The sequence below is a fragment of the Sinorhizobium sp. P24N7 genome (assembly GCF_042436655.1).
GTDB classification, from domain to species: Bacteria; Pseudomonadota; Alphaproteobacteria; order Rhizobiales; family Rhizobiaceae; genus Sinorhizobium; species Sinorhizobium meliloti_A.
In genome coordinates this window covers 63766-90402 of record NZ_JBHMIW010000008.1, presented here as the reverse complement: position 1 = coordinate 90402, position 26637 = coordinate 63766, and the positions used below count along the sequence as shown (strand labels likewise).

The 26637-nt window shown below is 63.0% G+C and carries 28 protein-coding genes; 10 read left to right on the top strand and 18 right to left on the bottom strand.

Features of this window, described 5'->3' with window-relative positions; translation table 11 throughout:
• Positions 1–14 precede the first annotated feature (14 nt).
• Positions 15–179: a hypothetical protein gene (locus tag ACFHWW_RS15785; protein ID WP_018099003.1), complete on the bottom strand. Its 165-nt coding sequence runs from the start codon at positions 177–179 to the stop codon at positions 15–17.
• Positions 180–348: 169 nt separating this feature from the next.
• Here ACFHWW_RS15785 and ACFHWW_RS15780 point away from each other — a divergent pair, with 169 nt between their 5' ends.
• Positions 349–1086 (top strand): BON domain-containing protein, encoded by a 738-nt coding sequence (locus ACFHWW_RS15780; RefSeq protein WP_100671539.1) that lies wholly within the window; start codon positions 349–351, stop codon positions 1084–1086.
• A gap of 213 nt (positions 1087–1299) precedes the next feature.
• Here the strand turns inward: ACFHWW_RS15780 and ACFHWW_RS15775 are convergent, their stop codons facing one another.
• Both ACFHWW_RS15775 and glgX read right to left on the bottom strand, forming a co-directional pair.
• Positions 1300–2442 carry a DNA topoisomerase IB gene (locus ACFHWW_RS15775; protein WP_379939155.1) on the bottom strand — a complete coding sequence of 381 codons (1143 nt, stop codon included), beginning with the start codon at positions 2440–2442 and terminating at the stop codon, positions 1300–1302.
• Positions 2435–4531 carry a glycogen debranching protein GlgX gene (glgX, locus tag ACFHWW_RS15770; RefSeq protein WP_379939153.1) on the bottom strand — a complete coding sequence of 699 codons (2097 nt, stop codon included), beginning with the start codon at positions 4529–4531 and terminating at the stop codon, positions 2435–2437. Before glgX ends, ACFHWW_RS15775 begins: the two co-directional genes overlap by 8 nt.
• 142 nt (positions 4532–4673) lie before the next feature.
• Here glgX and treZ point away from each other — a divergent pair, with 142 nt between their 5' ends.
• On the top strand, positions 4674–6479 hold the full coding sequence (treZ, locus tag ACFHWW_RS15765; RefSeq protein WP_379939151.1) for a malto-oligosyltrehalose trehalohydrolase: 1806 nt from the start codon (positions 4674–4676) through the stop codon (positions 6477–6479).
• Between the two features lie 85 nt (positions 6480–6564).
• Positions 6565–7206: a UdgX family uracil-DNA binding protein gene (locus ACFHWW_RS15760; protein ID WP_275599317.1), complete on the top strand. Its 642-nt coding sequence runs from the start codon at positions 6565–6567 to the stop codon at positions 7204–7206.
• Positions 7207–7209: 3 nt separating this feature from the next.
• Here the strand turns inward: ACFHWW_RS15760 and ACFHWW_RS15755 are convergent, their stop codons facing one another.
• Positions 7210–7932: a glutathione S-transferase gene (locus ACFHWW_RS15755; protein WP_379939149.1), complete on the bottom strand. Its 723-nt coding sequence runs from the start codon at positions 7930–7932 to the stop codon at positions 7210–7212.
• 140 nt (positions 7933–8072) lie between these two features.
• Here ACFHWW_RS15755 and ACFHWW_RS15750 point away from each other — a divergent pair, with 140 nt between their 5' ends.
• Complete coding sequence (locus ACFHWW_RS15750; protein WP_275599319.1) at positions 8073–8612, top strand: cupin domain-containing protein; 540 nt, start codon at positions 8073–8075, stop codon at positions 8610–8612.
• 16 nt (positions 8613–8628) lie between these two features.
• On the opposite strand, the gene ACFHWW_RS15745 is transcribed toward ACFHWW_RS15750, so the two are convergent.
• On the bottom strand, positions 8629–8844 hold the full coding sequence (locus ACFHWW_RS15745; RefSeq protein ID WP_026169042.1) for a hypothetical protein: 216 nt from the start codon (positions 8842–8844) through the stop codon (positions 8629–8631).
• Positions 8845–8985: 141 nt separating this feature from the next.
• Between ACFHWW_RS15745 and ACFHWW_RS15740 the strand changes: the two genes are divergently transcribed.
• Positions 8986–9318, top strand: a complete 333-nt coding sequence (locus tag ACFHWW_RS15740; RefSeq protein ID WP_379939147.1) for a hypothetical protein — start codon at positions 8986–8988, stop codon at positions 9316–9318.
• A 265-nt stretch (positions 9319–9583) separates the two neighbouring features.
• On the opposite strand, the gene ACFHWW_RS15735 is transcribed toward ACFHWW_RS15740, so the two are convergent.
• The 9 genes from ACFHWW_RS15735 to ACFHWW_RS15695 form a co-directional block, all read right to left on the bottom strand.
• Positions 9584–9853 (bottom strand): hypothetical protein, encoded by a 270-nt coding sequence (locus ACFHWW_RS15735; RefSeq protein WP_086017526.1) that lies wholly within the window; start codon positions 9851–9853, stop codon positions 9584–9586.
• 130 nt (positions 9854–9983) lie between these two features.
• Complete coding sequence (locus ACFHWW_RS15730) at positions 9984–11261, bottom strand: DUF763 domain-containing protein (protein ID WP_275599321.1); 1278 nt, start codon at positions 11259–11261, stop codon at positions 9984–9986.
• Between the two features lie 306 nt (positions 11262–11567).
• On the bottom strand, positions 11568–12005 hold the full coding sequence (locus ACFHWW_RS15725) for a hypothetical protein (RefSeq protein WP_018099016.1): 438 nt from the start codon (positions 12003–12005) through the stop codon (positions 11568–11570).
• A gap of 144 nt (positions 12006–12149) precedes the next feature.
• Positions 12150–13025, bottom strand: a complete 876-nt coding sequence (locus ACFHWW_RS15720; protein ID WP_275599322.1) for a carbohydrate ABC transporter permease — start codon at positions 13023–13025, stop codon at positions 12150–12152.
• A 10-nt stretch (positions 13026–13035) separates the two neighbouring features.
• Positions 13036–13929 carry a carbohydrate ABC transporter permease gene (locus tag ACFHWW_RS15715; protein WP_275599323.1) on the bottom strand — a complete coding sequence of 298 codons (894 nt, stop codon included), beginning with the start codon at positions 13927–13929 and terminating at the stop codon, positions 13036–13038.
• The gene (locus ACFHWW_RS15710) at positions 13926–15038 is read right to left on the bottom strand and encodes an ABC transporter ATP-binding protein (protein ID WP_379939144.1); all 1113 of its coding nucleotides are present in this window, start codon (positions 15036–15038) and stop codon (positions 13926–13928) included. The genes ACFHWW_RS15715 and ACFHWW_RS15710 overlap by 4 nt, the downstream gene beginning before the upstream one ends.
• Before the next feature lie 90 nt (positions 15039–15128).
• Entirely contained in the window at positions 15129–16391 is a 1263-nt protein-coding gene (locus ACFHWW_RS15705; protein ID WP_275599324.1) for an ABC transporter substrate-binding protein, read from the bottom strand.
• Positions 16392–16426: 35 nt separating this feature from the next.
• Positions 16427–17362: a carbohydrate kinase family protein gene (locus ACFHWW_RS15700; RefSeq protein WP_100671513.1), complete on the bottom strand. Its 936-nt coding sequence runs from the start codon at positions 17360–17362 to the stop codon at positions 16427–16429.
• Positions 17353–18738 (bottom strand): 6-phospho-beta-glucosidase, encoded by a 1386-nt coding sequence (locus ACFHWW_RS15695; protein ID WP_275599326.1) that lies wholly within the window; start codon positions 18736–18738, stop codon positions 17353–17355. Before ACFHWW_RS15695 ends, ACFHWW_RS15700 begins: the two co-directional genes overlap by 10 nt.
• A gap of 213 nt (positions 18739–18951) precedes the next feature.
• On the opposite strand from ACFHWW_RS15695, the gene ACFHWW_RS15690 reads away from it, so the two are divergent.
• Positions 18952–19725: a GntR family transcriptional regulator gene (locus ACFHWW_RS15690; RefSeq protein ID WP_275599327.1), complete on the top strand. Its 774-nt coding sequence runs from the start codon at positions 18952–18954 to the stop codon at positions 19723–19725.
• A 44-nt stretch (positions 19726–19769) separates the two neighbouring features.
• On the opposite strand, the gene ACFHWW_RS15685 is transcribed toward ACFHWW_RS15690, so the two are convergent.
• The 4 genes from ACFHWW_RS15685 to ACFHWW_RS15670 all read right to left on the bottom strand — a co-directional run bounded on the left by ACFHWW_RS15685 (position 19770) and on the right by ACFHWW_RS15670 (position 24739).
• Positions 19770–21089: an HlyD family type I secretion periplasmic adaptor subunit gene (locus ACFHWW_RS15685; RefSeq protein ID WP_100671507.1), complete on the bottom strand. Its 1320-nt coding sequence runs from the start codon at positions 21087–21089 to the stop codon at positions 19770–19772.
• The gene (locus ACFHWW_RS15680; RefSeq protein WP_275599329.1) at positions 21086–22834 is read right to left on the bottom strand and encodes a type I secretion system permease/ATPase; all 1749 of its coding nucleotides are present in this window, start codon (positions 22832–22834) and stop codon (positions 21086–21088) included. Before ACFHWW_RS15680 ends, ACFHWW_RS15685 begins: the two co-directional genes overlap by 4 nt.
• 253 nt (positions 22835–23087) lie before the next feature.
• Positions 23088–23432: a hypothetical protein gene (locus ACFHWW_RS15675; protein ID WP_275599330.1), complete on the bottom strand. Its 345-nt coding sequence runs from the start codon at positions 23430–23432 to the stop codon at positions 23088–23090.
• Positions 23433–23641: 209 nt separating this feature from the next.
• Entirely contained in the window at positions 23642–24739 is a 1098-nt protein-coding gene (locus ACFHWW_RS15670; protein ID WP_275599331.1) for a DUF475 domain-containing protein, read from the bottom strand.
• A 354-nt stretch (positions 24740–25093) separates the two neighbouring features.
• On the opposite strand from ACFHWW_RS15670, the gene ACFHWW_RS15665 reads away from it, so the two are divergent.
• The 4 genes from ACFHWW_RS15665 (at position 25094) to ACFHWW_RS15650 (ending at position 26544) form a co-directional block, all read left to right on the top strand.
• Positions 25094–25345: a DUF982 domain-containing protein gene (locus ACFHWW_RS15665; RefSeq protein ID WP_013850417.1), complete on the top strand. Its 252-nt coding sequence runs from the start codon at positions 25094–25096 to the stop codon at positions 25343–25345.
• Positions 25346–25454: 109 nt separating this feature from the next.
• Positions 25455–25736 carry a DUF982 domain-containing protein gene (locus tag ACFHWW_RS15660; protein WP_003526277.1) on the top strand — a complete coding sequence of 94 codons (282 nt, stop codon included), beginning with the start codon at positions 25455–25457 and terminating at the stop codon, positions 25734–25736.
• On the top strand, positions 25714–25962 hold the full coding sequence (locus ACFHWW_RS15655; RefSeq protein WP_379939138.1) for a DUF982 domain-containing protein: 249 nt from the start codon (positions 25714–25716) through the stop codon (positions 25960–25962). Before ACFHWW_RS15660 ends, ACFHWW_RS15655 begins: the two co-directional genes overlap by 23 nt.
• 159 nt (positions 25963–26121) lie before the next feature.
• Positions 26122–26544 (top strand): low affinity iron permease family protein, encoded by a 423-nt coding sequence (locus ACFHWW_RS15650; protein ID WP_379939136.1) that lies wholly within the window; start codon positions 26122–26124, stop codon positions 26542–26544.
• Positions 26545–26637: the final 93 nt, after the last annotated feature.

Sequence of the window (26637 nt, the reverse complement as noted above, 5' to 3'; positions counted from 1 at the left end):
TCCGCGCGGGACCTTCAAATGTGCTTTGGCGGCTCCGGATTTTCGTCCGGATTAGGGACCGGAATTTCATCCGGAAGGCGGTCCGGATCGGGCTCCTCGATCGGCGGCTCGGGATACCAGGGCGGCAAGTCCGGCGGCGGCGGCTCCGGTACTGGCTCCGGCTGACGCGGGTTCGGCATTTTCGTCTCCCTTGGGCATGCGGGGGCGACACCCCTCTTTCGGGGACAATCCCGACCGTGCGCGATTGTTCCGCCGGCGGCGCAGCGAACGGGGGCGAAGCGCGGAACCCTTTGGGGCGATCGTGGGTTTGACCCAACATCAGCAAGAGCAAAAGCCAGGAGAGAGCCCATGCCCAGACATCCGGACTATGGCAGATACGATCCCTACGGCCGTCGCGATTGGGCCCGCCGCGACTGGGAGAACGAGCGCCAGCGCGACCCTTACAACTATGGATCCGAGCGCCGCGGTCGGGCGCGCAGCCGCTTTGACGAAGATGTCGAGCCGCGTGGCGCCGACTACGAGAACTCGATGAACTGGCCGACCGGGAGCTACCGCGGCGGCGAACGCGAACGCTGGAGCGACGACGACTACGATCGTAGGGGCCGCGAGCGCTATTTCAGGGATTATCACGGCCCCGGTTATGGCTATCGCGGCGAGGGCCGTTACCGCGGCTACGGAGGTTACGGCGAAACGCGCGATTATCGCCACGACCGCGATTTTCTCGACCGCGCCAGCGACGAGGTCGCTTCCTGGTTCGGTGATGAAGATGCCGAACGCAGGCGGGAGATGGACCGGCACCGCGGCAAGGGCCCGAAAGGCTACAGGCGCACCGACGGCCGCATCCAGGAAGATGTCAGCGACCGCCTGAGTGACGACGGCGCTCTCGACGCCTCCAACATCGAAGTGAGCGTGTCGAACGGCGAAGTACAGCTCAATGGTTCGGTGAGCTCCAAATGGGCGAAGCGCCGCGCCGAGGACTGTGCAGAGAATGTATCTGGAGTCACGAATGTGCAAAACAACCTGCGCATCGAGACGGCGGATACCGGCACTATTCAGCAGAACCCGAACCTCACTGATCTTAGTTGAGGCGATTGCGGGCGTGCGAGCTGTTTGATCGCCTCGTCCCTGTGCTCGTCACAGGGATGAGGCGGAGAGATTTCAGTCCTCGGAAAAGTTTCCTGCAGCGCCGCGCGTTTATGAGACGCGCAAAAGTCCCAGTATCACTTTGAGCTGCTGCATGTTTTTGTTGTTCGGCTACGATCAATAGCGCACGGTCGGCACCAAGAATCTCAACAGCCCTTAGTTGGAAGCGCGTCGCTGCTCCGCGGCAGATCTTGCCTGCCGCGCCCTCGAGTGCGCCGAGCGCCGAAGAAAACTCAGCAAGCGTTGTTCCTCCACACGCAGTTCGCTGTCCGAGCGCCCGCGCGCCTGAAGCTGTCGCGCGGAGATCGAGGCCGACTTGTCGGCGAGAGCGAGCACATCCGGATGAATGTAGCTGCTCCGGCTGATGGCGGGCGTGTTGTGAAGAACGGACGCAGCCGCTTCGCTCATCTGTTTGATCGTCGGCCACTCGCCCTGTTCGATCGAGGTGCGAGCGGCCGTGAAAGCCGCGAGAGTGCCGCCCCAGGTCCGGAATGTTTTTGCCGAAACCGCTGTTCCGGCCACCTCTGAAAGGTACCGGTTGAGCCGGCCGGAATCGACCGGCCGCAGGGCGTCGTTTTCATCCTTCCAGACGAAAAGCTGCCTGCCCGGCAGATCCGCGATCTCCTCGAGCAACCGCTGCAATTTGGGGCGGCGCAGCAGCCGCTGGACGCGCTTGCCGCCCTTGCCGATGAATTTCAGCTCTATGAAGCCGTCGCCCAGCCTGAGATGCCGCTTCAAAAGCGTCGTGGCACCATAGCTCCCATTGGCCTGCACGTAAGCCTGGTTGCCGGTGCGCAGATGGGCTTCGTCCAGCAGGGCGACCAGCGCGGCGAGCACGGTTTGCATGTTTTCCACGTCACCCTGCATGTGGCGCCGTATCGTGCGGCGTATCCTGGGCAACGCCTTGCCGAATTCCACCAGTTGCGCGAATTTGTCGGCGCTCCTGAGAGCCTGCCACGCGCTGTGATAGCGGTACTGTTTTCGTCCGCGTGCATCGTAGCCCGTGGCCTGCAGATGCCCCCGTTCTTCGAGGCAGATCCAGACGTCTTCATAGGCAGGCGGCAGGCCCAGCGCCGCTATGCGGCTTTTTATCGACGGATCGGTAACGATCGAGCCGTCCGGCATTCGGTAGACAAACCCCTTGCCACGCCTTTGCCGCCGGATGCCCGGCTCGCTGTCGCTGACATAGACGAGCCCGGTTTCCTCGGGCACGAGACCGGCCGCCGCCACGTTCCGCGGACCATTCGCGATCACGCAAGGCGGAGGTTCGAGCACGTCGACCATCGTTGCTCTAACCATTGCCTCCCTCCTGCGGGACGAAGGCGACAACGCTCTGCGCCGGGATAGTGTCGCGATCCGCGCTGGCGCACGTGCCGAACGGTTCTTCGGCTGCCGTGTCGAGCACGCGTAGCCAGCGCCTGCTTCCGTTTCCGCGGGGAAGGGCTATCTCGCAATCACCGCCTGCATTGAGCACGAGGACGATCTCGCCGGCCGGCGAAGCTTCGCCCTGCCCGACGCGGCATATATAGGCGCAAATCAGGCGGAGCTCGGCGTCGTGCCAGGCGCCCTCGTCCATGGGACTGCCATCCGCCTTGTACCAGGCGATTTCGACCCGTCCATTCTCGTCGGGCTCTCCATCGAGGAATCGCTCCTGCCGCAAGACAGGATGGTCCTTGCGGAAGGCGAGGAGCTTGCGGCAGAAATCCACGAAGCCATCCTCCGCTCCGCTCCAATCGAGCCAGCCGATCTCGTTATCCTGGCAATAGGCGTTGTTGTTGCCCTGCTGGCTGTTTCCCAACTCGTCGCCGCCGAGCACCATCGGCACGCCCTGGCTGATCATCAGGGTGGCGAGCATGGCCGCCCGCCGCCGTTTGCGCGCCTTGATGATCTCCCCGTTGTCGGTCGGGCCCTCGGCGCCCATGTTGTCGGAATGATTGTCGGAGTGACCGTCCCGGTTCTCCTCGCCGTTCGCCTCGTTGTGCTTTTCGCCGTAGGAGACCGTGTCCATCAGGGTGAAGCCGTCATGGGCACTCACCAGGTTGATCGACGAGGTCGCTGCACGGTCCGAGTGCCTGAACTGCACGGGCGAACCGAGAATGCGCTCGGCAAGCACCGGAACCATGCCGCCGTCTCCCTTCCAGAAGCGCCGGACGTCGTCGCGGAACCGGTCGTTCCATTCGCGGAACGGCGGTGGGAAGCCGCCGAGCTGATAGCCGCCCTCGCCGACGTCCCAGGGTTCGGCGATCAGCTTCACACCCGCCAGGATAGGATCCTGCCGGATCGCGTCGAAGAAGCCGCCCTCGCGATCGAACTCCATGTATTCGCGGCCGAGCGTGCTTGCGAGATCGAAGCGGAAGCCGTCGATATGCATCACTCCCACCCAGTAACGCAGGCTGTCGAGGACCATGCGCAGCACCAGGGGATGGGCAACGTTGAGCGTGTTGCCGGTACCGGTCGTGTCGTAGGTGTGGCGCGGCTCGTCCGGCGACTGACGGTAATAGCTGAAATTGTCGAGCCCGCGGAAGCTCAAGGTCGGGCCGCGTTCCGAGCCCTCGGCCGTATGGTTGTAGACGACATCCATCAGAACCTCGATGCCGACGGAATGAAACCGCTTCACCATCGTCTTGAATTCTGTAAAGCGGTCGCCCTTGAGATAGCGCTCGTGCGGAGCGAAGAATCCGAGCGTCTGATATCCCCAATAGTTTCTGAGATTCCGCTCCACCAGGTAACGGTCGTCGAGGAAATATTGCACCGGCATCAATTCGATCGCCGAAACGCCGAGCTTCGTCAGGTGCTCGATGATCGGATCGCTCGCCATGCCCAGGAACGTGCCACGCAGCTCGTCCGGCACGCCGGGATGCGTCATGGTCATGCCGCGGACATGCGTCTCGTAGATGATCGTTTCCGTCCAGGGACGGCGGATCGCTTCTTCGCCCGCCCAGTCGAAAGTCGGGTCCTGAACGACGCCCTTCACCATGAAGGGGGCGCTGTCGCGCTCGTCGAAGGAAAGATCGCCCTCGGGGCTGCCGATCGTGTATCCGAAGAGCGCATCGTCCCAGATGAGCTCACCCGCGACCAGCTTGGCGTAGGGATCGAGCAGCAGCTTGTTCGGATTGAAGCGGTGACCATTGTGCGGATCGTAAGGTCCGTGGGCGCGGTAGCCGTAGAGGGTGCCGGGACCGATACCCTCGATGTAACCGGACCAGATGTCGCCCTCGCGCTTCGGCAGCGGCATGCGCGCCGTTTCCTCGCGCCCGTCCGGGGAAAACAGGCAGAGCTCGATCTTCTCCGCATGCGCCGAGAAAACCGCAAAATGGGTCCCTTGCCCGGTGTATTCTGCACCGAGTTCAGGTTTTATGAAATCGAGTTCGGAAAAAGTCAGGTTCATTCAGTCGCGCCCTCTACCGCCTTGCCCGGCAGCTTTGATGCAACGCAACGGGCAGGCATTTGTTCCTGTTCCCGGACGAGTGCCGGGGGAACTTTCCCCGCCCTTGGCCAGTTCCTCGCCTTTCATCTCGAGGGACATATCGATGCCGGCGAGTTCGACACGTGCACATTTCAGAAACAGCTGGGGCGCGAATTTCATCGACGGCGACACATGCCGGTTTCGTTTGTGGGCACCCGACGAGCGGGACGTCGATCTGGTTCTCGGCGGGGCCGCGCATAAGATGCAGTCACTCGATGGCGGCTGGTTCGAAATCACGCTGGAGGCGAAGGCGGGGGAGCGCTATTGCTTCCGCCTTGCCGACGGCACCGAGGTCGCCGATCCCGCCTCCTCGGCACAGGAGCGGGAAGCTTCCGGTAGGTCGATCGTCGTCGATCACGCCGCCTATGAATGGCAGGCTTCCTCCTGGCGCGGCAGGCCCTGGGAGGAGACGGTCATTTCGGAGTTGCATGTCGGCTGCTTCACGCCGGAGGGCACCTTCCGCGCTGCAATCGAGCGCTTGCCGCATCTGGCCGGGGCCGGAATCACCGCGATCGAGATCATGCCCGTCGCGCAATTCCCCGGTGTGCGGGGCTGGGGTTACGACGGCGTGCTGCACTATGCTCCGCATAATGCCTACGGCAAGCCGGATGACCTGAAGGCGCTCGTGGATGCGGCCCATTCGCTCGGTCTGACGGTCCTGCTCGATGTCGTTTACAACCACTTCGGGCCGGAGGGAAATTACCTTTCCCGCTATGCGAGCCGCTTCTTCAATAAGGATCGCCCGACACCGTGGGGAGCGTCGATCGCCTTCGAGGAGGAAGCGGTCCGGCGCTACTTCATCGAGAACGCGCTCTACTGGCTCGGCGAATTCCGTTTCGACGGATTGCGTCTCGATGCGACCGAACAGATCCGCGATACGACCCGGCCGCATTTTCTCCTCGCGCTGGAGCACGAGGTTCGGGAAACGTTCGCCGAGCGCCAGATCCACCTGGTGCTGGAAGACGCTCACCGCCGAAGAAGCCTTCTGCAGCGCGACGCGAGCGGCACGCGCATGCTCTTCGATGCGGGATGGAACGACGATCTTCACAATGCTCTCCACGTCGTGGCGACCGGCGAAACCAAGGGCCACTATCGCCCCTTCGCCGACGAGCCCTGGGGCAAGATCCGCAGCGCGTTGGCCGATGGCTTCGCCGTGCCGGCAAAGGATGACAATTTCTCTCCTGAGGGGAGCCGAGCCCGCGTGCCGCCGCAAGGCCGCGTAAATTTCCTGCAGAACCACGACCAGATCGGCAACCGCGCCTTCGGCGAACGTCTCGCCTCGCTCCTCCAGGAGGACAGGCTGCGCGTTTTGGCGGCGATGCACATGCTGACGCCGCAAATCCCTCTCCTGTTCATGGGTGAAGAATACGGCGAGACGCAGCCCTTCTGTTTCTTCGCCGACTACCAGGGGGAAATAGCCGAGGCTATCCGGCTGGGACGCCGGGACGAAGCCGAAAATTTCGGCGGCCTTCCAGAGGGCAAGACGATGGATGATCTGCCCGATCCGCTTGACCCGGCCGTCTTTGCCGGCTCAAAGCTGCGTTGGAGCCGCGCGACAAGCCCTGCCGGCGAGCGATATCTTGCCTATATGCGCGACCTCGCCGGGATAAGGCAGCGGCACATCGTGCCGCTGATCGCCGGCACCGCCGTACCGGATTGCCGTGCATACGAGACCAAGGACGGCATCATCGCCGTCGACTGGCAGTTCGGGGAGGCTTGCCTGGAACTGCGCGTCAATCTTTTGCAGGAGACACAGGCCGTTCCCGCAATACGCGGTCAGCCGATCTTCACGAGCGACACGTCCGGGGGCGAGACCGTCGACGGCAGCGAGTTGGCCGGTCCAGGCATCGCCGTCGCCATTGCGCGGTGACACGCCATCGGCAGACAGGGGAACATGCCTTGAGCCTCACGGTTAGACGCCGCGGCGAGTATAAAGGGGAGCGCCTCGAGGAACGATGCCGAAACAGCCTGCGAAGCTTGGACCGGCCCTTGCCGGCGAACACGCCGAGGCAAAGACGATTGCCTCTCTGCGGCGGCAGGCGGAGGGTTGCGAGCGCTGCGACCTCTACAAGAACGCCACCCAACTGGTCTTCGGCGAGGGCCCGGTCGACGCCCGTGTCGTGCTCGTCGGCGAACAGCCCGGCGACCGCGAGGACCTTGCCGGGCGCCCCTTCGTCGGACCCGCCGGGCGCGTCCTGGACGAATGCCTGCACGAAGCCGGCATCGATCGGTCGGAGTGCTATCTCACCAATGCCGTCAAACACTTCAAATTCGAACAGCGCGGCAAGCGCCGGCTGCATTCGCGGCCGAATGCCGGTGAGATTCAGGCCTGCGCCTGGTGGCTCGGCGCCGAACTCGATGAGCTCCGCCCCGAAATCGTCGTCGCGCTCGGGGCCACGGCGCTGATGTCCCTGCTCGGGCGAAGCGTGGGTGTCACCAGAAACCGCGGCGAGCTTCTGACGGCGCCCGGGGGCTTCTCCGTTCTCGTGACCATCCACCCCTCTTATCTTCTGAGAATCCGAGGCAGATCCGACCCCGAAGCGGAACGCGCCCGGTTTGTCGACGATCTCGCCAAGGTCAAGGCTCGCACCGGTTGACGGTCAGGACTGCCGGTCGAGTTCCGGATAGTGGCGGAAGACGCCGGATTCGTTGAAGGCGAGCCGCCGCTCCGAGGCCAGATAGCTCAGAATTCTCGGGCGTGCACGAACGGCATCATGCAAGGCGACCAGTCCGGGAATGTTTGCCTCATAGGCATCCATCGCCTTGGGAAAGGCATAGCGGAGGCCTTCGATCACCTGGAAAAGCGAAAGATCGACGTAGCTCAACCGGTCCGAGACCATATGGCTCGGCCCCTTGGGGTTCTGTGTGAGCACGCGTTCGAAATAGCCGAGATACTTCGGCAGGCGCTCGGAGAGGAAATCGGCCGACCGCCTTAGCGCTTCGGGCTTTTGGTCCTCGAAATAGAGAGACAGGGCGATCGGATGATGCGTGTCGTGAATCTCCGCGACGAAGTCGGTGATCGTCAGCTGCAGACCATTGGTGAGGGTTCGAAGTCCCTCGTCCTCGGCAACAAGCCCGAGCCTCGGCCCGAGATAAAAAAGGATGTTGGCGACGTGGCTTATGACGAGGTCGCCATCGACGAGGAACGGGGGAGCGAAGGGAGCGGCGGCCTCACCGGGCTCCTTCATAAGCTTCAGCATTTCATTCGTGCCGTCCGGCTGGCGGGCAATGTCGACGTAATCCGCGCCGGCCTCCTCCAGCGCGAGGCGCACGAATTCACCGCGGCCGGGAATGCCGTCCCAGTAATAGAGCTTGTATGGCATGAAAGGTCCCCTTCTTTGCCAGCATTCATCTTTGTTCGCGGCCGGAGTCTTTTCTGAGCACGATTGAAGGAAACATACAGCCGCGCCATTCGTTCCGGTTCGGCAGGGAACGGAACATCCCTGCGCCGAGGAGAAAACCAATGAAAATCGAAGAGCTCATGTTCGCCGAAAGCGGCGGCGTACCGAACAACCCGCGCCTGCCGGTCCTGGTCTATCGTCAAGCGGTCGACGTTACCGAAAATGGAGCCGCACGGATAGAGGAACGCTTCCGGGCCAATGGTTGGCGCGGCCTGTGGCGCAACGGCGTCTTTGCCCATCACCATTACCATTGCGGTGCGCACGAGGTTCTCGGAATCGCGGAAGGCCGGGCACGGCTGCTGATCGGAGGGCCGGAGGGACAGGAGGTCGAGGTCGCAGCCGGCGACGTCATCCTCCTCCCGGCGGGTACGGGCCACCGCCGGAACGAGGCTAGCGTGGATTTCCTGGTCGTCGGCGGCTATCCGCCCGGTCAGGATGCCGAGATCCAGAGCGGCGCCGCGACCGCGGATGACCGCAAGGCAATCGCCTCGGTGCCGCTGCCGAGCCTGGACCCCATTCTCGGCGCAGAAGGACCTGCGGTCACCGTGTGGCAGTCCGCCATGAATGCGGGGCGCGGTCTCGGCGAAGCACAGGGCCACTGATCACTCGCCGCAGTCGTCAGCGCAGCCAGACCGGGAGATCGGCGGCGGTGCGGCAGCCCGCTGCCCGCTCTTTCAATCCCAGTTTTTCCCAGGCGAATTTCTGGGCAGCGATCTGTGCCATTTCCTTGGTCTCGTAGATGTCCGGCAGGACGTATGCCTTACGGCCACACGACAGGAGCGCCCTGTGGCTCAGCAGATCGTAGTGAAGCTCGAGGTATTCTTCGGAATGCATGGAACCCTCCCAGGTGGCGATAAGGAAAACGGCAGCCGTCGCGGGAAGTTCCATGCTGCCCGCCGATTGCTGCGACGGTCTGCGCCGCCGACGGAACATAGACGTCGCTTTCGAGTTGATGACGCTTACGGGAGTTCAGTCATGAGCACGAACAAACATGGAGAACCGCGCCCGGGGGCTGATGCGCGCCCGCTCGACCCACCGAGCGTCGACGAGCCGATCGACGCATGGGGGCGAGATCGGAAGAGCGCGCCGGGGGTCGGGAACCAACTCGACGAACTACGCGAGCGCATCGCCCGGCTACAATCCGAAATCGACGCCATCGCGACCGAGACCCACACGGCCGTAGGCACGGTGCCCGGAGGCGACAGGCTCGAAACAGCAAAAGACGTGGTTGCCGAAAAGCGCGACGAGATCAAGCGACTGACCGCGCGTCTCGAAGAGATCGAGCAGACACTTGGCGGTAACGCCTAGTTTGCCGGACCTAAAACACGGTCATCCATACGCCGCGCCAGAAGAGCGAATCCGGGTCATCAAGGCGCTCGCATTCGTCGGTCGAAGGCTTCCGGATTTTTGCAGGCGCCAGCTCGATGCCGGTAAGAGGAGGCACAGGGCGCCCTTCGCGCTCTGTCGCGGGTTCCGGTTTCTTGATCGTAAGCATCGCGAGATCCTTTCCGCCGTAAAGGCATTCCGGCCTCAAGTGCTCCTTCCGCTTCCTCTTCCGAGGTCCGACTTCGGCTCAGTCCCGGTTAATGAATTTACAGAAGCGGCTGGGTTGTCCGTCGTCAGTCATGTCCTGATGGAGGAAGGCCAGATTCTCGTCGTCGAAGATCTTGAAGAATTCGTCCCAGGAAATCTTCTCCAGCGTGTCTTCCGGTTTGCCGAAATCAACGCGAAGCAGACCACCACCGCCTTCGGTCGCGCCCTTCACGCGCGCCGGCTGCCCCTTGCGGGCTTCTATCCAATTGCGGATCGTGTCGTGGTCGATCGTAGTCATCGCAGCGGTCATCGGAAACTCCATCAACTGGCATGCCGGCGGCGCCTCCGTATCCGAAGCGCCATCCTCAGCGGCAGCGAAAGCGGTGTGCGCTCAACGCGCCCCAGCTGTGTAAATCGATCGCTGCGCTTATTGTTCCGCCTCAGCGCCGTGCGCGGTCGCTTGGCTCCGCGGCGGTTGCCTCGTCGTCGTGCGGTTCCCAGCCGAATATGCTGCGCCCGCCGAAACGCGCGGAGTCCCTGAATTCGCCCGCGACGATCTCCTTGAGGTCGGGACCGGTGACGTAGCGCTCCAGCCGGCGCGATTGCTCGTCGAGCCGCTTCAGAGCCGCAAGCTCTTCTTCGCGCCCGAGGCGGCCCTTGCTGACCGCGGACTTCATGATCCTGATCGTCTCGTCGTAGACTTTCAACGGCACGGGGAACGGATGGCGGTCCTTGCCGCCATGGGCGAGCGAAAAGCGGGCAGGGTCCGAGAACCTGCAAGGCGTCCCGTGGACCACCTCCGCGACCATCGCCAGCGCCTTGACCGTCCGCGCGCCCACGCCCGGCACCAGCAGCAGGTCCTTGAAATCCGCCGGACCACGGTCGGCGGCGGCGGCGAAGTTGCCGTGAAGGCGCCGGAGATTGACATCGCTTTCGCGTACATCGTGATGGGCAGGCATGAAGAGATGCGGCAGCATCGGCTGTGCCGGCGAGGCCACAGGAACCCCAGGAGACTCGATCCGGGCGACCTCGCGCAAGAGCCCGTCGGGCCCGAATGACTGGAGGAGATCGAGCTGCGCAGTCCTCGATGCGGCGGCGCGGCGGTCGGCCAGATTGACGATCTCGCCCTGTTCTCTGCCTTCGATCGCGCTATGCGGCGCGTCGACGAAGCTTGTCAGGCCCTCCGAGAGCCAGTGATAGCGCCTCGCCTGCCGGCGGTCGCCGTTCATGCCCTGCTGGACGACCACCCACCTGGCATCGTCCGTGACGACGAAACCGTGCAGGTAGAGATCGAAGCCGTCCTGAACGGCCGCACTGTCGACCTTGGCGACGAGGCGGCTCGCTTCTGCCAATGCGCCGCCATCGAAACCGACACGATCGCCGATCGATATGAGTTCGCCCGGCGTCTTGCGGGAGTGCTGGCCGCGGCCGCCGCAGACATGGATGCCCAACTCGCCGGCAAGCGGGGTAAGACCGCGTTTCAACGCACCGATGACGCTCGTGGTGATACCGGAGGAATGCCAGTCCATGCCCATGACGGCACCGAAGGACTGGAACCAGAACGGATGCGCAAGCCGCCTAAGAAACTCGTCGCGTCCATAGTGATGAACCACCGCTTCGGTGACCAGCGCGCCGAGGCGCGTCATACGGTCGCCGAGCCATCGCGGCACGCGGCCGCCATGCAGCGGGAGATCCGCATTGCCTGCTCTTTGAGCCATAGTGTTTCCGTTCTGCGTCCCGACCGACAGGGCGCGTCGCCATCAGGCGCCGCGCCGATCCACTTAACATAGTGGAAATTGGAGCACGAAGCGAAAAACGCAGGCACGAGGACGCGCCGCGCACGATGACAACCTTGAGAACGAGTGCGAACCCAAGCCGTCGGAGGACGACGCCGCGGATCGAAGGCAATCCGCCAGCCGGAGGCGATGGGAGCACCGCAGTGCGAGCGGTTAAGCCTTCGCACTGCGGCCCGCCTCCTCCGGCGGCCGCCTTCGATCACGACCCTCGATATGCCGTCGCCTGCCCTAGCCGACAAACATCTGGCGCAACCGAGCAAACAGGCCTGGCTGTTTCTCGACAAGCATTGCGCGGATGTGGCGGGCGGCCGTCGATGCGCTGACCGTCGCGCCGAAATGGCAATAGCAGATGACCTTATGTAATTGCTCGTCGCTCAGCTCGAAAAACCGCCTGGCTTCGCCGTAGCTGTCGTTCTCCATCCCGGCGGTCCGGAAGACCGGATCCTCGAAGGCGACGGAGATCGGCGAACCGTCGCCGCGCATGGCCGCGCGGACTCTCGCCGGCTGATACTCTGTCTCGTGCAGCGTCGAAAGGCGTCTGTGAGGATCACGTTCCAGGAGTTCCGCCCAACGCTCAAGGCGCTCCTTGCGCGATAACGTCCGTCGCGGCAGGTCCTGCTTGACCTCGGCGACGCCCTGTAACTGCTCGATTGCTTGGTGCTTCATTGCGACCTCCTACTCTTACGATAGTTGGTCCCCCAATTTCCACCTCGTAGGCCTTATCAGCGTGACTCCAACCGGTCGGGAAGTCCAATCACGAAAATAGATCATGCCAAATTTGGCGCATGGCGTCGCACGCGGCGGCGCTCGTCACCCCTTGACGGCGCCGGACGTCAGCCCCGCGACGATCTTGCGCTGGAAGATCAGGACGAGAACGAGCAGCGGCAGCGTCACCGTGACCGACGCGGCCATGATCTGGCCGAACGGATATTCATAGCGGCTGCTACCCGTCAGAAGGCCGATCGCGACCGGAACCGTCCGGTTCTCGTCGGTCAGGATGAAGGTGAGCGCGAAGAGGAATTCGTTCCATGCGAGGATGAACGACAGCAGACCGGTGCTGGCAATCGCAGGCCCCATCAGAGGCAGCAGCACATGGGTGAGAATGCGCAGGCGCGAACAGCCGTCGATGAGCGCCGCCTCCTCCAATTCGTTCGGCAGGTCTCGGATGAAGCTCGTCAGGATCCATGTCGTAAAGGGCAAAGTGAGAATGAGATAGGAAACGATCAGGGCCGACGGCCGGTTGTAGAGCCCGAGCCATCCGATCACCTCGAACATTCCCGAAAGCACCACCACTTGCGGGAAGACCGAGATCATGAGAACGGCGATCAGAACGATGCGGCCCGGAGGAAAATGCAGGCGGCCGAGCGCGTAAGCTGCAAGAATGCCGATGACGAGGGAGATCGCCGTGCTGACAAGCGCGACCACGCCGGAATTGACGAGCGCGCCCATGAATACCGGATTGTCGAACAATTGCCTGTAGTTGCTGAAATCGAGCGCCGGCAGCAGAGTGAACTGGTAAAGCGCCTGCCCCGTCTTGGTCGAGGAGACGATCGCCCAGTAGTAGGGAAACAGCATGTAGACGAGGACGGCCGCCACGCCGGCATAGAGTCCGGCCGTCTTGACGCGGCGCAAGGTCCGGTACGTCGCGTTCGAATAGCGTCTCGTCGTGGCTGCGCTCACCGTCATCGATACCCCCTCAGCCCGTCGCCCGATCGAGGCGCAAAAGCCCGACGATGACGATGGCGATCAGCCCGATGATCATGAACACCCAGGTGGAAGCAGCGGCTCCAAGGCCGAGGTCCTGAAAGCTGATGAGCTGGTCGCGCGCATAGATCGACATCGTCATCGTGTTCTCGTTGTTGGCCGCAAGCACGTAGCTCAGATCGAACATGCGGAGCGCGTCGAGCGCGCGGAAGAGTATCGCGACGCCGATCGCCGGCGTCGCGAGCGGCAAGGTTATGGACCAGAAGCGTTTCCAGTGCGGCACGCCGGAAACGTCCGCTGCCTCGTAGATTTCCTCGGGGATCAGTTGCAGGCCGGCGAGAATGAGGAGCACCATGAAGGGCGTCGTCACCCAGACGTCGATGAAGATCACCGTCCCGAGGATCAGCGAAGGATCGGCTGTCCAGGCGACGCCCTTTTCGACGAGTCCCAACGCGACCAGGAACTTGTTGATCAGGCCGAACTGATCGTTGAGCATCCATTCCCAGATCCGGGCCGAGACGACCATCGGCATCGCCCAGGGAATGAGGATCGCCGCCCGCACGATGCCGCGGCCGGGAAAAGCGCGGTGAAGGAGCAAGGCGATCGCAAGTCCGAGAAGCGTCTCCGACCCGACGGATACCAGCGTGAAGACGAGCGTGTTCCTGACCGCGCCCCAGAACACCGGGTCTTCTGCAACTTCCACGAAATTCTCGAAACCCACGAATCCGTAATCCGAAGGGGCATCGAGATAAGCGTCGGTGAAGGAGAAAAAAATGCTGCGGGCGAGCGGCCATATCGCCACCGCCACCAGCGTCAGCAGCAACGGGAGCAGGAATATCCATGCGGTGCGGCGTTGCTGCCGCTCCATCCGGCGGGCGGCGTTCACGACGAGGCTCCAAGGGCCAATGGAACGCTCGCGCGGTGATCGATGCGCCGGCCATCCTCTCCGAAGAGATAGAGACTTTCCGGTTGCCAGCTCAGTCCGACGGGGTCGCCGGGGGCGACTTGCGGTGGACTTCCCGTCGAACGAACCGTCCAGACCAGCGTCTCGGTGAGCCGCACATAGCAGACATATTCATAGCCGAGGTCCTCGATCCGCTCGAAGGTTCCGCGGATCGCGCCTTTCGTGTCGGCACCGACAAGCTTCAAAGCCTCCGGCCGCAAGCCGATTTCCGCAGGCCTTCCTTCGGCCGCGAGATATTCCGCGGCGTAGGCGAAGCCGCCTGCCCCCCTCAGAACCGTAGCGGCGGGGCCGGTCGCTTCGAGCGGGGCGAAATTCATTCTCGGGCTGCCGAGGAAGCCGGCAACGAAGCGATTTTCCGGCCGGTCGTAAAGCTCGCGCGGCCGCCCCACCTGCTCGATCTGCCCGTGGTTTAGAATGACGATCCGGTCGGCGAGCGTCATCGCTTCCGTCTGGTCGTGGGTGACATAGATCATCGTCGTCTTGACGTCGGCGTGCAGCTTGGCGATCTCGAAGCGCATTTCCATGCGCAGGTCCGCGTCGAGATTGGAAAGCGGCTCGTCGAAGAGGAAGACTTCCGGTTGGCCGACCAGCGCCCGGCCGATCGCCACGCGTTGCCGCTGACCGCCGGAAAGCTGGCGCGGCCGACGCTCGAGCAGGTGACCGATCTTCAGCATGTCCGCGACCCTGGCGACACGGCGACGGATTTCATCCTTGCCGAGCCGCGCCGTTTCCAACGCAAAGCCGATGTTTCGCGCCACATTCATATGCGGGTAGAGCGCGTATGATTGGAAGACGAAGGCCAGTCCACGTTTGGACGCCGGCACGTCCGTCACTTGGTCGCCGCCGATAAACACGTCGCCGCCGGAAACCGGCACGAGCCCGGCGATCAGTCGCAGAAGCGTCGACTTCCCGCAACCGGATGGGCCGACGAAGACGACGAACTCCCCGTCCTCGATCTCGAGATCGATGGAGCGGATCACGTCATAGGTGCCGAAGGTCTTGCTGACGTTCTTCAGGGAGACCGAAGCCATTCCATTTCCCTTCCAGGCCTTTCGCGGCAGCGCGTGGAACGCAGCCGGTTTCGATGAGGCGCCCCCGGCCGGGCCGAGGGCGAGCTCTCGTCATTTCGCCTTCACGTCGCGCTCGAGGCGGCGCTCGAGGTCGGCGAGTTCCTTGGCGACATCGTCCTTGCCGGAGATGATGTCGTGTACGGCCCGGTAGAAGGTGCGGGAAACGCGGTTATAGTTCTTGCCTGTCGCAGCCGACGGACGTGCGACCGATTCCTCGAAGGCGGTCTTTGCCATGCCCAGGAAGGGGATCTTAGCCAGCACATCGGCGTCCTCGTAGAGCGCCTCGACGGTCGGATTGTAGCCGCCTTCGATCGCACGCATCTTCTGGTCTTCCGCGCCGACCATATAGCGCAGCAGCTCCGCGGCAAGCTCCGGCTTCTTGGAATATTTGGAGACGCCGAGATAGGCCGTGCCGAGCGCGCCGCTCGACTTCTGCCCTTCCGCACCGACGGGAAGCGCGCTCACTCCGACCTTGCCGACGAGCTTGCCACCCTCGGCCTGCGACGTTCCCCAAACATAGGGCCAGTTGCGGTGGAAGACGGCATTACCGCTCTCGAAGAGGGCACGTGAGTTTTCCTCGTCATAGTTCAAGACCCCCTCGGGCGAGATCGTACCGATCCAGCCGCGGGCACGGGTGAGCGCAGCCTCCGTCTGCGGATTGTTGATCGTCACCTCGCCGTCGTCGGAAAGAATGGTGCCGCCGCCGGCGGAAGCGATCCACTCCAGAGCATCGCATGTCAGGCCCTCATAGCTCCTGCCCTGCCAGGAATAGCCCCAGATGTCCGGGCTGCCGGCCTTGCGCTCCGCGTCCTGGATCTCCTTGGCTGTCGCCGTCAGCTCATCCCAGGTCTTCGGCGGCTGCTTGCCGTATTTCTCCAGAAGGTCCTTGCGGTAGAACATGAGGCCCGTATCGATATAGAAGGGCATCGACAGGAGCTTGCCGTCGAGGCGCGCCGCATCCGCGGCAGAGGCGAAATGCGCCTTCACCTCGTTCTCGGGTACGAGAGAGGTCAGATCGAGGAGATGATCCTTGAACATGCCGAGCCAGATGACGTCGATATAGAGGACGTCCATGTCGGACGACTGGGCCGCGAACAATTGCTGATAGATCGGAATGGCGTCGTCGAGATTCTGCGGCATCCGGTTGAGCTTCACCTCGTGCCCGGTGTCTTTCGTCCATTTCTGGACGGCCTTCTCGCAAAGTTCGTAATCGGTCGCCGAACAGAACATCGACACGGTGTCCGCCTTTGCCGGAAAGGCCGATGCGACGGCAAAAACGGTCATGCCTGCGAGTGTTTTCAACATATGCTTCATGTTCGTTCCCTCATTTGTTCGCTTGTGAACGCAAGCTATATCGCGGCCTCCCGCCGCCGATATTTCGTCAGATCCTCTTTGAAAGGCAGGTTGCGGCCGCCATATCCCGTCACGGCCAGCGAGCCGCAGATCACGCCGAGCTCGATCGCGCCGCCGATGTCGGGCTCGGTCAGGAGCCCGTGAACGAAGCCGGCGTTGAAACTGTCGCCTGCGCCCGTCGTATCGAAAACCTCGACGGCAAGCGCCGGCACGCGGGTCGTCCGGCCCTTGGAGGAAGCGATCGCTCCGTCCGCTCCGCACTTGATCACGACGGTCGGGCAGAAGCGGGCGATCGACGACAGCGCACGCTGCACGTCCTCCTCGCCCGTCAGCGCCTTCGCTTCCGATGCGTTCGGCAGAAAGACGTCGATCAGTCCCAGCATGTCCTCCATTCCGGGCGTCGAGAGCCGATAGTCGACATGCTGGCAGTCCGAACAGACGGTGATCCCGAGTTCGCGCGCGGCCTCGATCAGCCGCCGTCTTTCATTGTCGAGCGAAAACCCCTGCAGAAGCAGTATGCGCGGCCTGATCCGCGCCAGATCCTCCGGCGTCGGCAACGGGTCCGGCTCTTCGGCATAGCTGATGAAGCCGCGGTCATGCGCGAAAGAAAAGGCTGCACTCACGCGGCGCAGCGGCCTGTCGATATGGATGAAGAGGTGATCGTCGATATTCTCGCGGCGTGCTTCCTCGAGGATCATGCGGCTGAAGATATCGTTGCCGAACTGGCACCACCACCCGGCACTCGTTCCAAGCCGCGCGAATGCCAGCGCCGTCGAATAGGCGGCACCCGGCACCCACTCGAATTCCTCCGCCCAGAGATCGGCGCTGATCTTCGGCACCTCCGGGAGGCCACGGAAGATCAGGTCGAAGTAGTATTCTCCGACCACCATGACGTCATTGCGCGAACCGGGGCCGGCGCCGATCACGACCATTCCCCTGCGAACTCGGCGTGTGCCGCCAGATACTCATCGACGAGAGGCACGGCGCGCGAATAGGAAAGCACAAGGGGGTGAGCCATGAGCGCCTGGACCGCAAGATCGCGGCTGCGTTCCCTGATTGCCCGCACGGCCAGCCGTTCGTAGCGCTTCACATTGTGGACGAGCTGTGACTGCGCTTCCGGCATCGCACCGATCTTCAGCGGCCGGATACCTTCCCCGTCGACCACGCAGCTCACCTCGACGACATCGTCGTCCCGCAAGCCTTCGATGGCGCCTTCGTTGCGCACGTTGAGGCCGGTATAGCAGGGTTTGCCGGTCTCAAGCGCATCGACCAGATTGAGCGCGACGCCGGCATAGCCCTCGCCCTCCTCTCCCGTCTCCGCGGCGGCAAGGCCTTCGACCAGCCGGTCGGCCTCTTCCATGCTGGGGGCGTCCGTCAGCGCATAATGCATATAGGTGGCGTTGCGGCGCCGCTCGTAAGCGTAATAGGCGGCGAGCGCCGCATCGGCGCCGGTATTCAGATCCATCGCGCTAAGCCGCGTGATCAGCGCTGCGTTCAGGTCCTTGACCTCCTCGCCGCGCGTGCGTGCATCGGCCTTGAGCGCCTCGACCGCCTTCTCCGCATAATAGTAGTAGTAGAGATATTCGTTGATCCAGTTGCGCTGGCTTCTGATGAGACTCGCATCGAACATGCGCTGCGAGGTGGAGCGAAGAAAGCCGTCGTCATCGAGCAGCGGCTGAAGGACTTCCTTGCCGTCAATCGTCGCGCGCCTGGTAAAGGACAGATGGTTGAGCCCATAGACCTCGCAGCGCACGTCGTTCTGCTGCACCTTGTGCCAGTGCGCCAGCGCCTCCTGCGCACCGTTCGCCCCGTCACAGATGCCGACGGTACGATGATAGCCCTCGTTCTGCAGCGCCTGAGTCACGAGCCCCGCCGGATTGGTGAAGTTGAACAGCCACGCATCGGGACTGACCTTCTTCAGGATCTCGGCATATTTCAGAATGACCGGAATGCTGCGGAGGGCCATGGCGAACCCGCCGGGACCGGTGGTTTCCTGACCAAGCACCCCGTGGGCCAGGGCGATGCGCTCGTCCTTGATACGCCCATCCTCGTTGCCGGGGCGAACCGTCGTCACCACATAGGCCGCGCCGTCGAGCGCGCGTTCTGCGTCGGCCGCCATGGTGATCCGGACCGGGGACTGCATACGCCGCGCCAGTTCCTGGCTTATACGCCCGAAAAGCTCGAGTTTGCGCTCGTTGATATCCTGCAGGCAGATCTCGGTCAGGCCGCTTCTCTCCGCGCGCCTCAGCGCCGAACCGACAAAAAGGGGTGCCCGGACTCCGCCGCCGCCGATCAAGGTCAGTTTCATTCTTTACTCCGCCGTTCCGATCGTGGTATCGCTACTGGATATAACCAGTTATGTCAATTCGGACGGAAGCCGTTTTCCCGGTTTCCACTGCCGATCGCCGGACTAGTCAGCGGCGCCTGCCGGCGATCCGAAAAGGCGCTTGGTACTTGTCTTCGGTCCGGACAGGTGCAATGCAAAAGAACATCCGGAAACCGGCGGCTGAAACAAGAGAGCATGGCACGACAAGCGAACCTACCGGACGAAAGCCCCATCGATCGCAACCATCCGGATGCGCTTTACGCGCAGCTTCGAAATCTTCTGAAAGGCATGATCGAGCGGCGCGAGCTGTCGGTGAACGATAAGCTCCCTTCCGAGCGGGAGCTGGTGGCCGCCTACGGCGTCAGCCGCATCACCGTGCGCCAGGCGATCAAGGAACTCGAAAATCTCGGCTACCTGCAGACGCGGCCCGGAAAGGGCATCTACGTCACAGCGCCCGCGCCGTTTTACGAACTGGAAGTCGTTCGCAGCTTCACCCAGACGGCCCATGCAAACAATCGCAAGCCCGGCATGCGGCTCCTCAGGGCAGAGATCGTCGGGGCCGATCCGGAGGTCGCAAGACCGCTTTCGCTGCCGACCGGCGCCGAAGTGGTCTTTCTCGAGAGGCTGCGCCTTCTCGACGATTTACCGGTGGTCGTGCAGCGGGACTGGTTCTCCGCCTCGCTCGCGCCCGGCATTCTCGACATCGACTGGACGGTCGAGAACAGGTCGCTTTACGGCGAATTCGAGAACCGCTACGGCATCGTCCCGACGCGCGGACAATCGACCTTGAGCGCGCGGCTTGCATCCGACCTGGAGGCGTCCCTGCTCCAACTCGAGCGGCCGGCGGCCGTCCTGACGCTCGATCAGATCGCCTATGACAATCACAACCGTACCGTCAATATCAGCGCGGCAGCCTATCATCCGACGCGCTATCCGCTTTCGCTGAGGCAGTCGCACCGGCGCTTCTAGCCAGAGCACTTCCGGGAAACGTCCAATACCGCCCGGCGCCGGTCTCAATCTTCCCGGAAGGCATGCCGCATCTGGTCGGTAAGGGGCTTGGTCAGATAGGAGATCACCGTCCGGTCGGCGATCTTGATGAACACCTCGGCCGGCATGCCCGGATAGAGCGAAAGGCCCTTCAGCTTGGCGAGGCTCTCCGCTTTCGGCCGGATGCGCAGCGGGTAGTAGCTGGCGCCGGTGCGCTCGTCCGTGACAAGATCAGGAGCGACGGTCACGACTTCGGCTTCGACCTCCGGCGTAGTGCGCTGGTTGAAGGCGCTGAAGCGGATTTCAACCGGCTGGCCGACACGGATCTGGTCGATGTCGTGGGTCGCTACCTTCGCCTCGACCGTCAGGTCCTCGGCCTCGGGCACGACAAGCATCAGCGTTTCGCCCGGATTGACGACGCCGTTGACGGTATGGATCGCCAGTTGGTAAATGCGCCCGGGAAGCGGCGCGGTGATATCGAGGCGGCGCAGCTGGTCGGTCGCGGCGGTGCGGCGCTCCTCATATTCGGCGATCTTCGCCTCGACGTCCGTCAGTTCCTTCGATATCTCGCTGCGCCGGTCCTCGTCCAGCTGCAGGATCTGCAGGTCGATCTCGCTCGACTTGCCGCGGGCCTGGGCCCGGGCGGCAATATGCCTGCCGCGCCCACCCTCCAGCTCCGCCCGCTGGCGCTTCAGCGTCGTTACCCGCTGCATAGGCACGAGCCCCTGGCCGAAAAGCGAATCGACTCCGGTCAGCTCCTCCGCAATCAGCTTCAGCGCCTCCTCGATCGCGTTCAGCTGCACAGTGAGCCCCTCGACCTCATCGGCGAGCTGCGCCTTTCGCGATTCGAGCTGTCCCTTCATGCCGGAAAGCGCCGACCGGCGGCTGTCAAAGAGCCGCTGTTCGCCCTCTATGAGCTTCGCCGCCGCCGTGCCGGGGATGAACTCGGCAAGATCCTCCTCGATTTCGAAGGATGCGGCGCCGATCCGCTCCGCCTGCAGCCGGGCGCGTCGGGCGTAGAACTGCGCCAGGGTGCTCTCGATGATCGCCAGATTGGCACGCACGGTGGTACCGTCCAGGCGGATCAGCACCTGGCCCGCTTCGACCCGATCGCCTTCCTTGACCAGGAGTTCGCCGACGATGCCACCGGTCAGATGCTGGACTTTCTTGACGTTATCGTCGACGATCACGACGCCGCCGGCAACGATGGCGCTCGAAAGCTCCGTCGTCGCGGCCCAGCCGCCGACACCGGCAACGAGCGCAAGCGCAAGGACCGAGACGCCGATCAAATGGCGGGAGAGCGACCGGCGTGCAGTCGGCCTCTGCTGCTGGATCCAGCCCTTCATTGCTTCGCCTCCTGCCCTTCTGTAACGACTTTCAGGGCATTCTGTCGCTCCACCTGTTGCGGGCGAAGCACCTGGCCGAGAACCTGCTCCTTCGGCCCGAAGGCCTGCATGCGACCCTCGTTCATCATCAGCACGAGATCGACACTTGCAAGCGCGCTCGGCCGATGGGCGACGACGATGACGATGCCGCCGCGGCTGCGCACGCTCATGATCGCTTCGCTGAGCGCCTGCTCGCCCTCCGCATCGAGGTTGGAATTCGGCTCGTCGAGAACGACGAGGAAGGGATCGCCGTAAAGGGCCCTCGCCAGAGCCACCCGTTGACGCTGGCCGGCCGAAAGCGTCATGCCGCCATCGCCGATCTCGGTGTCATAGCCGTTCGGCAGGCGCAGGATCAGATCGTTGACACGCGCCGCCTTCGCGGCGGCGACGATCGCCTCCGATGTCGCGTCTTCCGCAAAGCGGCAGATGTTCTGCGCGATCGTCCCGGCGAACAGTTCCACGTCCTGCGGCAGGTATCCGACATGTTTGCCGAGCGCGTCGCTGTCCCACTGGTCGAGCGCCGCGCCGTCGAGCCGAACGGAACCGCGATAGGCGGGCCAGATTCCGAGGATGGCGCGCGCCAAAGACGATTTTCCCGAGGCGCTCGGGCCGATCACGCCGACGGCGCCGCCGGCACGGACGGTGAAGTTCACATCCGAGACGATGAGGCGCTGTGCCGCGGGCGGACCGCTTGCCAGCCCCTCGACCGTGAGGCGTTCGCGCGGGTCCGGAAGCTGGAGCGGCGCGTCGGCCTCCGGCAGGGCTTTGAGCAATTCCTTGAGACGCTGCCAGCTCTGACGTGCCGCGACAAGACCGCGCCAGTTGCCGATCGCAAGTTCCACGGGCGCAAGAGCCCGGGCCGTCAGGATCGAGCCGGCGATAATGATGCCGGGCGAAGCTTCGCCGCGGATCACCAGAACGGCGCCGGCCGCCAGAACGCCGGATTGCAGCGCCATGCGGAAGACCTTCGACAACGCGCCATAGCCGTTGCCGATGTCGGACGTACGCCGGTTCTCGTCGCGGAATTCCGTATTGCGGCGCTCCCACAGCCCGGTGAGCCGCGCGGACATGCCCATGGCATGCACCACTTCGGCATTGCGCTGGGAGGCCTGAGCGAAGGCGTTGCGCAGCCCTCCGGCTTCGGACGCTTTCTTGGCAGGCGCCTGCGTGCCGCGGTTGGTGAGATAGGTGAGCAACGTCAGGATCAACCCGCCGATGATCGCGATCAACCCGATGACCGGGTGAAAAAGAAAGCAAATCGCGATGTAGAAAGGCAGCCAGGGCAGGTCGAAGAGCGCGGCCGGACCGACGCCCGACAGGAAAGACCGGACCTGATCGAAGTCGCGCAGCGCCTGGAGGCCGTCTCCCTGCATTCTGAGCTTCAACGGCGCCTTCACGATTGCGCGGTAAATGCGTCCATTCAGGCTCTCGTCGAGGGCGCCGGCGATGCGCACCAGCATCCGCCCGCGGATGAGCTCGAAGGCTCCCTGAAAGGCATAAAGCAACAGCGCGAGGAGAGAGAGGGCAATCAACGACGGAATGCTGCGGCTCGGCAGGATCCGGTCGTAGACTTCGAGCATGAAGAACGAACCGGTGAGATAGAGAAGATTGACGAGCGCGCTGGCGATGCCGACGCCGATAAAGGCCGCCCGGCAATCGCGAAGTGCCGCGGCTGGATCGGCATTCCTGCCCTTGGATGTAGCCATGAACTCAGGCACCGGCTGATATCTCGCTATCGGGTTTCAGGTGCATGCGGCTCCTTTTCTCTTCATCCGCCGCCGAACACCGGAGACCGGCCATCCGCATCGACGCTTTTTTGTCCCGTTGTCTGGATCGTGCCGGCTCATACTTCCAAAGCTCGCAAGGAAGAGTTGTTCCCGAAAATATAATGATGTACGCCAAACTTGCTTAATTGACTACCGGTCACTGCGAATGCGCTTGCCGCCGGCATTCGCGCCATCACTCCATCGAAGCTGCGGCCTCGGCCAGAGGGGCGGACACGGTCGGAGGGATAGGCTCGGCCGTCGCTGCCAGAGAGCTTCCCTCGATGCTGCCGCCCCTTCCCCATGTCGCGGCAAGGCTCATCAGTTCCTCCATTTCCCGCCGGAGGCGATGCCATGCGAGAATCTCGTCCGCGTGCGTCTCATTGGTGCGCGGATCATAGAAGCGGCCTATCTCGTCGCCGGCGCTCCTGCGGGCGGCCTCGAGCCGCCCCTTCAAGGCGCCCGCCTCCTCCTTCAGCGAAAAATACCGGCGCATTACCGCAATCAGGGCAAGATCGTTCGGACTGGCGTTCACAAGCATTCCTCCGCGCAATTTCTTCAGCCCGACGGCGCGCAGGGACTCGCGGCCGGCAGGGCCGGCCCCAATTGCCCAAGACTTTGGCACTTTTCCGGCAAGGCAGGAGAAAATGCGGCGCACGAAAAAGAACGACCCGGCGGAATATCCGCCGGGTCGTTCCTCATCCTGATGAGACCTTTCGGCCGGATGGAATCCAATGACCCGCGCTTGGCTCAGGCCTCGAGGCGTCTGCGCCCGCGCGTGTCGCCCTCGACCTGCTCCATTTCCCGCCTGTTGTGCCGGATCGAAGACCAGAGCGAAAGACCGATGAGGCCCGCCCCGCCGAGGCCGGTAATGACTTCGGGAATGTGGATCAGCGTCTGGAAGTACATGACCACGGAAAGGATCAGGATAGCGTAGAAGGCGCCGTGCTCCAGGTAACGGTATTCACTGAGCGTGCCCTTCTCGACCAGCATGATCGTCATGGAGCGGACATACATCGCCCCGATGCCGAGCCCGATGGCGATGATGAAAAGGTTCTGGGTCAAAGCGAAAGCGCCGATCACTCCGTCGAAGGAGAAGCTGGCGTCGAGCACTTCCAGATAAAGGAAAGCCCCGAAGCCCCCCTTCGCCGCAGCGCTCATCGTCTGCTGCGAGGCGTCGAGCAGACCGCCGACCACCTCGACGGCCAGGAAGGTGAGGAGGCCGTAAACGCAGGCATGAACGAAGACCACGGCTTCTTCCGCTTCGAGCAGCCTCGAAAAGCCGAGTATGAGCGCCAGCACGAAGGCAATTTCGACGCCTTTGATGGTCGCAAAGCGTGCCATCCGGCTCTCCAGCCATGCAATCCAGTGAACGTCCTTCTCATGATCGAAGAAATAGGTGAGACCGACCATCATCAGGAACGTACCGCCGAATGCGGCGATCGGCAGATGCGCCTCGTGCATGATCCGGGAATATTCCTCGGGCCGGGCCGCTGCGAGAATTACGGCATCGATCGGACCGATACCCGCGGCGATGACCACGATCAGCAGCGGAAAGACGATGCGCATCCCGAAAACGGCGATGAGGATGCCCCAGGTCAGGAAGCGTTGCTGCCAGACGGGGGTCATGTCCTTGAGCTTGTTGGCATTGACGATGGCGTTGTCGAAGGACAACGAGATTTCCAGGACGGCGAGCACGGTGCAGATAAAGAACACCGTCATCATTCCGCCGATGGTGCCGGTCGACTGCCAGCCGAGCCATCCGCCAAGCAGAAGCCCGGCAGCCGTAACGATGAACGCCCATTTGAAATAACCGAGGGCGGTTGTCTGTGTGCTGGATCCGGTCATGGGCGAACCTCCCCTCCACGCGCTGTGGAAGCGTGGGCGAAAGGGAGATTTCCAGAGACAAAAAAACGCACAGCCGTATGGGCACATGCGTGAGGCATGAGATCAGTTTTCATGGTAGCTATATCCGCCGGCGTGACTTGCTGGCGGTACCGACATCACGAGAGCGCCGTAAACTCTCGCCAGAGGGGCCCGGCACCAATGTTCATCCCGCATTCCGATGTCCAAGAGCGGGACGTCTCTTACTTAGCAATGCCGCGCCTTGCGTCAAGGGGCAGGCGCGTGCTCGCAGCGGAACCAAAAGCCCGTTTCCCAAGTTTCATTTCCAACCGGCAACAACCCCGCGAGGCTAGCGTCATGCATTGTTTCTGGTGGGATAAGAGTGTCGAATTGGAACTCGGAACCGAGGGCAAATATCGCGACGTGAAAAGCACGCGCGAGGCCGTAGAATGCCTGTTGCAGCGATGGCCGCGTCGGGATGGACCGGCGCTGGCCGCAGCCAAGCGCGTATGCCTCCAGGCTCTGGATGGCAAGGTAAAGACCGAAAGGGCCCGCAGGGCCTTTATAAAGGCAGCGGAAGAGGCACATATTTCGATCCGCAGCCATTAGACCAGGACAATTTAGATTCCAACGCGTCGAAAGACGCGGTCGATCGAGTTTCGGAGTGGGACGCGGGAGGCGCCGTGCTGGCGGCCTTCGGATTGGGCGAGGAAGAACGATGTACGAGATTCCATGGAGCAAGCCCGTCAATATCAACATGCTCGACGGCAGGTGCCGCACGGTTGTCGGCCCGCTCGACGCGATGCACTGCCTGCAAAGCGAATGGCCGGTGCGGGACGGCGCCTATTATGGCTGCGCCATCCGTGCATGCAATGCGGCGCTCAAGCGCAGAAAGAGACCGGAAGATGCGCGGGCTGCCTTCATCGCCGCTTTGCGGGAGGCCTTTCTGACGGTCGTGCCGCTGCAGGAGGAAGGTCATGGACCCCGGCCCTTGGAATGAATGCGTCCCCGTGCGGATGCCCGATGATCCGCAGATCCACATGGTGTCGAACACCCGACAGGCGGTCGAATTGCTGACGAAGCAGTGGCCGGTCAGCCACGGCCAGGCTTACCAGGCGGCAATCGACATCTGCATGGCGGTGCTCGAACGCGAATCCCCCGCTTATGTCGCGCGGGCGGCCTTCGTCGCCGCCGCGAAAGAGGCGCAGGTCAATATCGTAAGCTGACCGATACATGCGCGGGAGGACACCGCATGCGGCTTCCCGCGCGCACCCCCGATTCCACGTGCCTACGAAGCGTTGCGCGCCTGACGGAGCTTGGCGTCGGGTGGGAACTCTTCGCCTGCTCGCGTGTTGATCAGCGGATCAACAAACGTGGGATATCCGATGCCAAAGGCCAATGGTTTCAGCAGGTTTGCAAGTGCGGTGGCGGAGTATTCCGGGCGCCCCGCCGTCTTTGTCCTCGCCCTTGTATTGATAGCCGTATGGGCCCTCACAGGCCCGATCTTCGGTTTTTCCCAGACGTGGCAACTCGTCGTCAATACCGGCACGACGATTGTCACCTTCCTGATGGTCTTCGTCCTTCAGAACACGCAGAACCGGGACGGCCGGGCGCTTCAGACGAAGCTCGACGAGCTCATTCTGACCAGCTCGGCTGAGAACAGTTACGTAGGCATTGAGAGGCTCGACGAGAAAGAGCTGAAACGCCTGGGCGAGATACTCCAGCAGCACGCTCACGACGAAGACGATCATACGCTTCGGGAAAAGGTCGCGAATGTTCTCAGCCGGCGGCCGCCGGCCCGGAGCTAGGCGTCGGAACCAAAACACACCGCATCCGTTTGCCTGACGAATGGCGGGCGACCGCAAAACCCAATGCGGCATGGAAGCGCCGCAGCGAACGAG

Coding starts and splice junctions, on each gene's coding strand:
- ACFHWW_RS15660 (WP_003526277.1), top strand. CDS start 25,455: ATGTACGAGATTCCATGGAGCAAGCCCGTCAATATCAACATGCTCGAC.
- ACFHWW_RS15745 (WP_026169042.1), bottom strand. CDS start 8,844: ATGCATTCCGAAGAATACCTCGAGCTTCACTACGATCTGCTGAGCCAC.
- treZ (WP_379939151.1), top strand. CDS start 4,674: ATGCCGGCGAGTTCGACACGTGCACATTTCAGAAACAGCTGGGGCGCG.
- ACFHWW_RS15730 (WP_275599321.1), bottom strand. CDS start 11,261: ATGGCTCAAAGAGCAGGCAATGCGGATCTCCCGCTGCATGGCGGCCGC.
- ACFHWW_RS15740 (WP_379939147.1), top strand. CDS start 8,986: ATGAGCACGAACAAACATGGAGAACCGCGCCCGGGGGCTGATGCGCGC.
- ACFHWW_RS15680 (WP_275599329.1), bottom strand. CDS start 22,834: ATGGCTACATCCAAGGGCAGGAATGCCGATCCAGCCGCGGCACTTCGC.
- ACFHWW_RS15780 (WP_100671539.1), top strand. CDS start 349: ATGCCCAGACATCCGGACTATGGCAGATACGATCCCTACGGCCGTCGC.
- ACFHWW_RS15710 (WP_379939144.1), bottom strand. CDS start 15,038: ATGGCTTCGGTCTCCCTGAAGAACGTCAGCAAGACCTTCGGCACCTAT.
- ACFHWW_RS15685 (WP_100671507.1), bottom strand. CDS start 21,089: ATGAAGGGCTGGATCCAGCAGCAGAGGCCGACTGCACGCCGGTCGCTC.
- ACFHWW_RS15705 (WP_275599324.1), bottom strand. CDS start 16,391: ATGAAGCATATGTTGAAAACACTCGCAGGCATGACCGTTTTTGCCGTC.
- ACFHWW_RS15775 (WP_379939155.1), bottom strand. CDS start 2,442: ATGGTTAGAGCAACGATGGTCGACGTGCTCGAACCTCCGCCTTGCGTG.
- ACFHWW_RS15650 (WP_379939136.1), top strand. CDS start 26,122: ATGCCAAAGGCCAATGGTTTCAGCAGGTTTGCAAGTGCGGTGGCGGAG.
- ACFHWW_RS15665 (WP_013850417.1), top strand. CDS start 25,094: ATGCATTGTTTCTGGTGGGATAAGAGTGTCGAATTGGAACTCGGAACC.
- ACFHWW_RS15720 (WP_275599322.1), bottom strand. CDS start 13,025: ATGACGGTGAGCGCAGCCACGACGAGACGCTATTCGAACGCGACGTAC.
- ACFHWW_RS15755 (WP_379939149.1), bottom strand. CDS start 7,932: ATGCCATACAAGCTCTATTACTGGGACGGCATTCCCGGCCGCGGTGAA.
- ACFHWW_RS15670 (WP_275599331.1), bottom strand. CDS start 24,739: ATGACCGGATCCAGCACACAGACAACCGCCCTCGGTTATTTCAAATGG.
- ACFHWW_RS15785 (WP_018099003.1), bottom strand. CDS start 179: ATGCCGAACCCGCGTCAGCCGGAGCCAGTACCGGAGCCGCCGCCGCCG.
- ACFHWW_RS15760 (WP_275599317.1), top strand. CDS start 6,565: ATGCCGAAACAGCCTGCGAAGCTTGGACCGGCCCTTGCCGGCGAACAC.
- ACFHWW_RS15655 (WP_379939138.1), top strand. CDS start 25,714: ATGGACCCCGGCCCTTGGAATGAATGCGTCCCCGTGCGGATGCCCGAT.
- glgX (WP_379939153.1), bottom strand. CDS start 4,531: ATGAACCTGACTTTTTCCGAACTCGATTTCATAAAACCTGAACTCGGT.
- ACFHWW_RS15735 (WP_086017526.1), bottom strand. CDS start 9,853: ATGACCGCTGCGATGACTACGATCGACCACGACACGATCCGCAATTGG.
- ACFHWW_RS15675 (WP_275599330.1), bottom strand. CDS start 23,432: ATGCTTGTGAACGCCAGTCCGAACGATCTTGCCCTGATTGCGGTAATG.
- ACFHWW_RS15700 (WP_100671513.1), bottom strand. CDS start 17,362: ATGGTCGTGATCGGCGCCGGCCCCGGTTCGCGCAATGACGTCATGGTG.
- ACFHWW_RS15695 (WP_275599326.1), bottom strand. CDS start 18,738: ATGAAACTGACCTTGATCGGCGGCGGCGGAGTCCGGGCACCCCTTTTT.
- ACFHWW_RS15725 (WP_018099016.1), bottom strand. CDS start 12,005: ATGAAGCACCAAGCAATCGAGCAGTTACAGGGCGTCGCCGAGGTCAAG.
- ACFHWW_RS15750 (WP_275599319.1), top strand. CDS start 8,073: ATGAAAATCGAAGAGCTCATGTTCGCCGAAAGCGGCGGCGTACCGAAC.
- ACFHWW_RS15690 (WP_275599327.1), top strand. CDS start 18,952: ATGGCACGACAAGCGAACCTACCGGACGAAAGCCCCATCGATCGCAAC.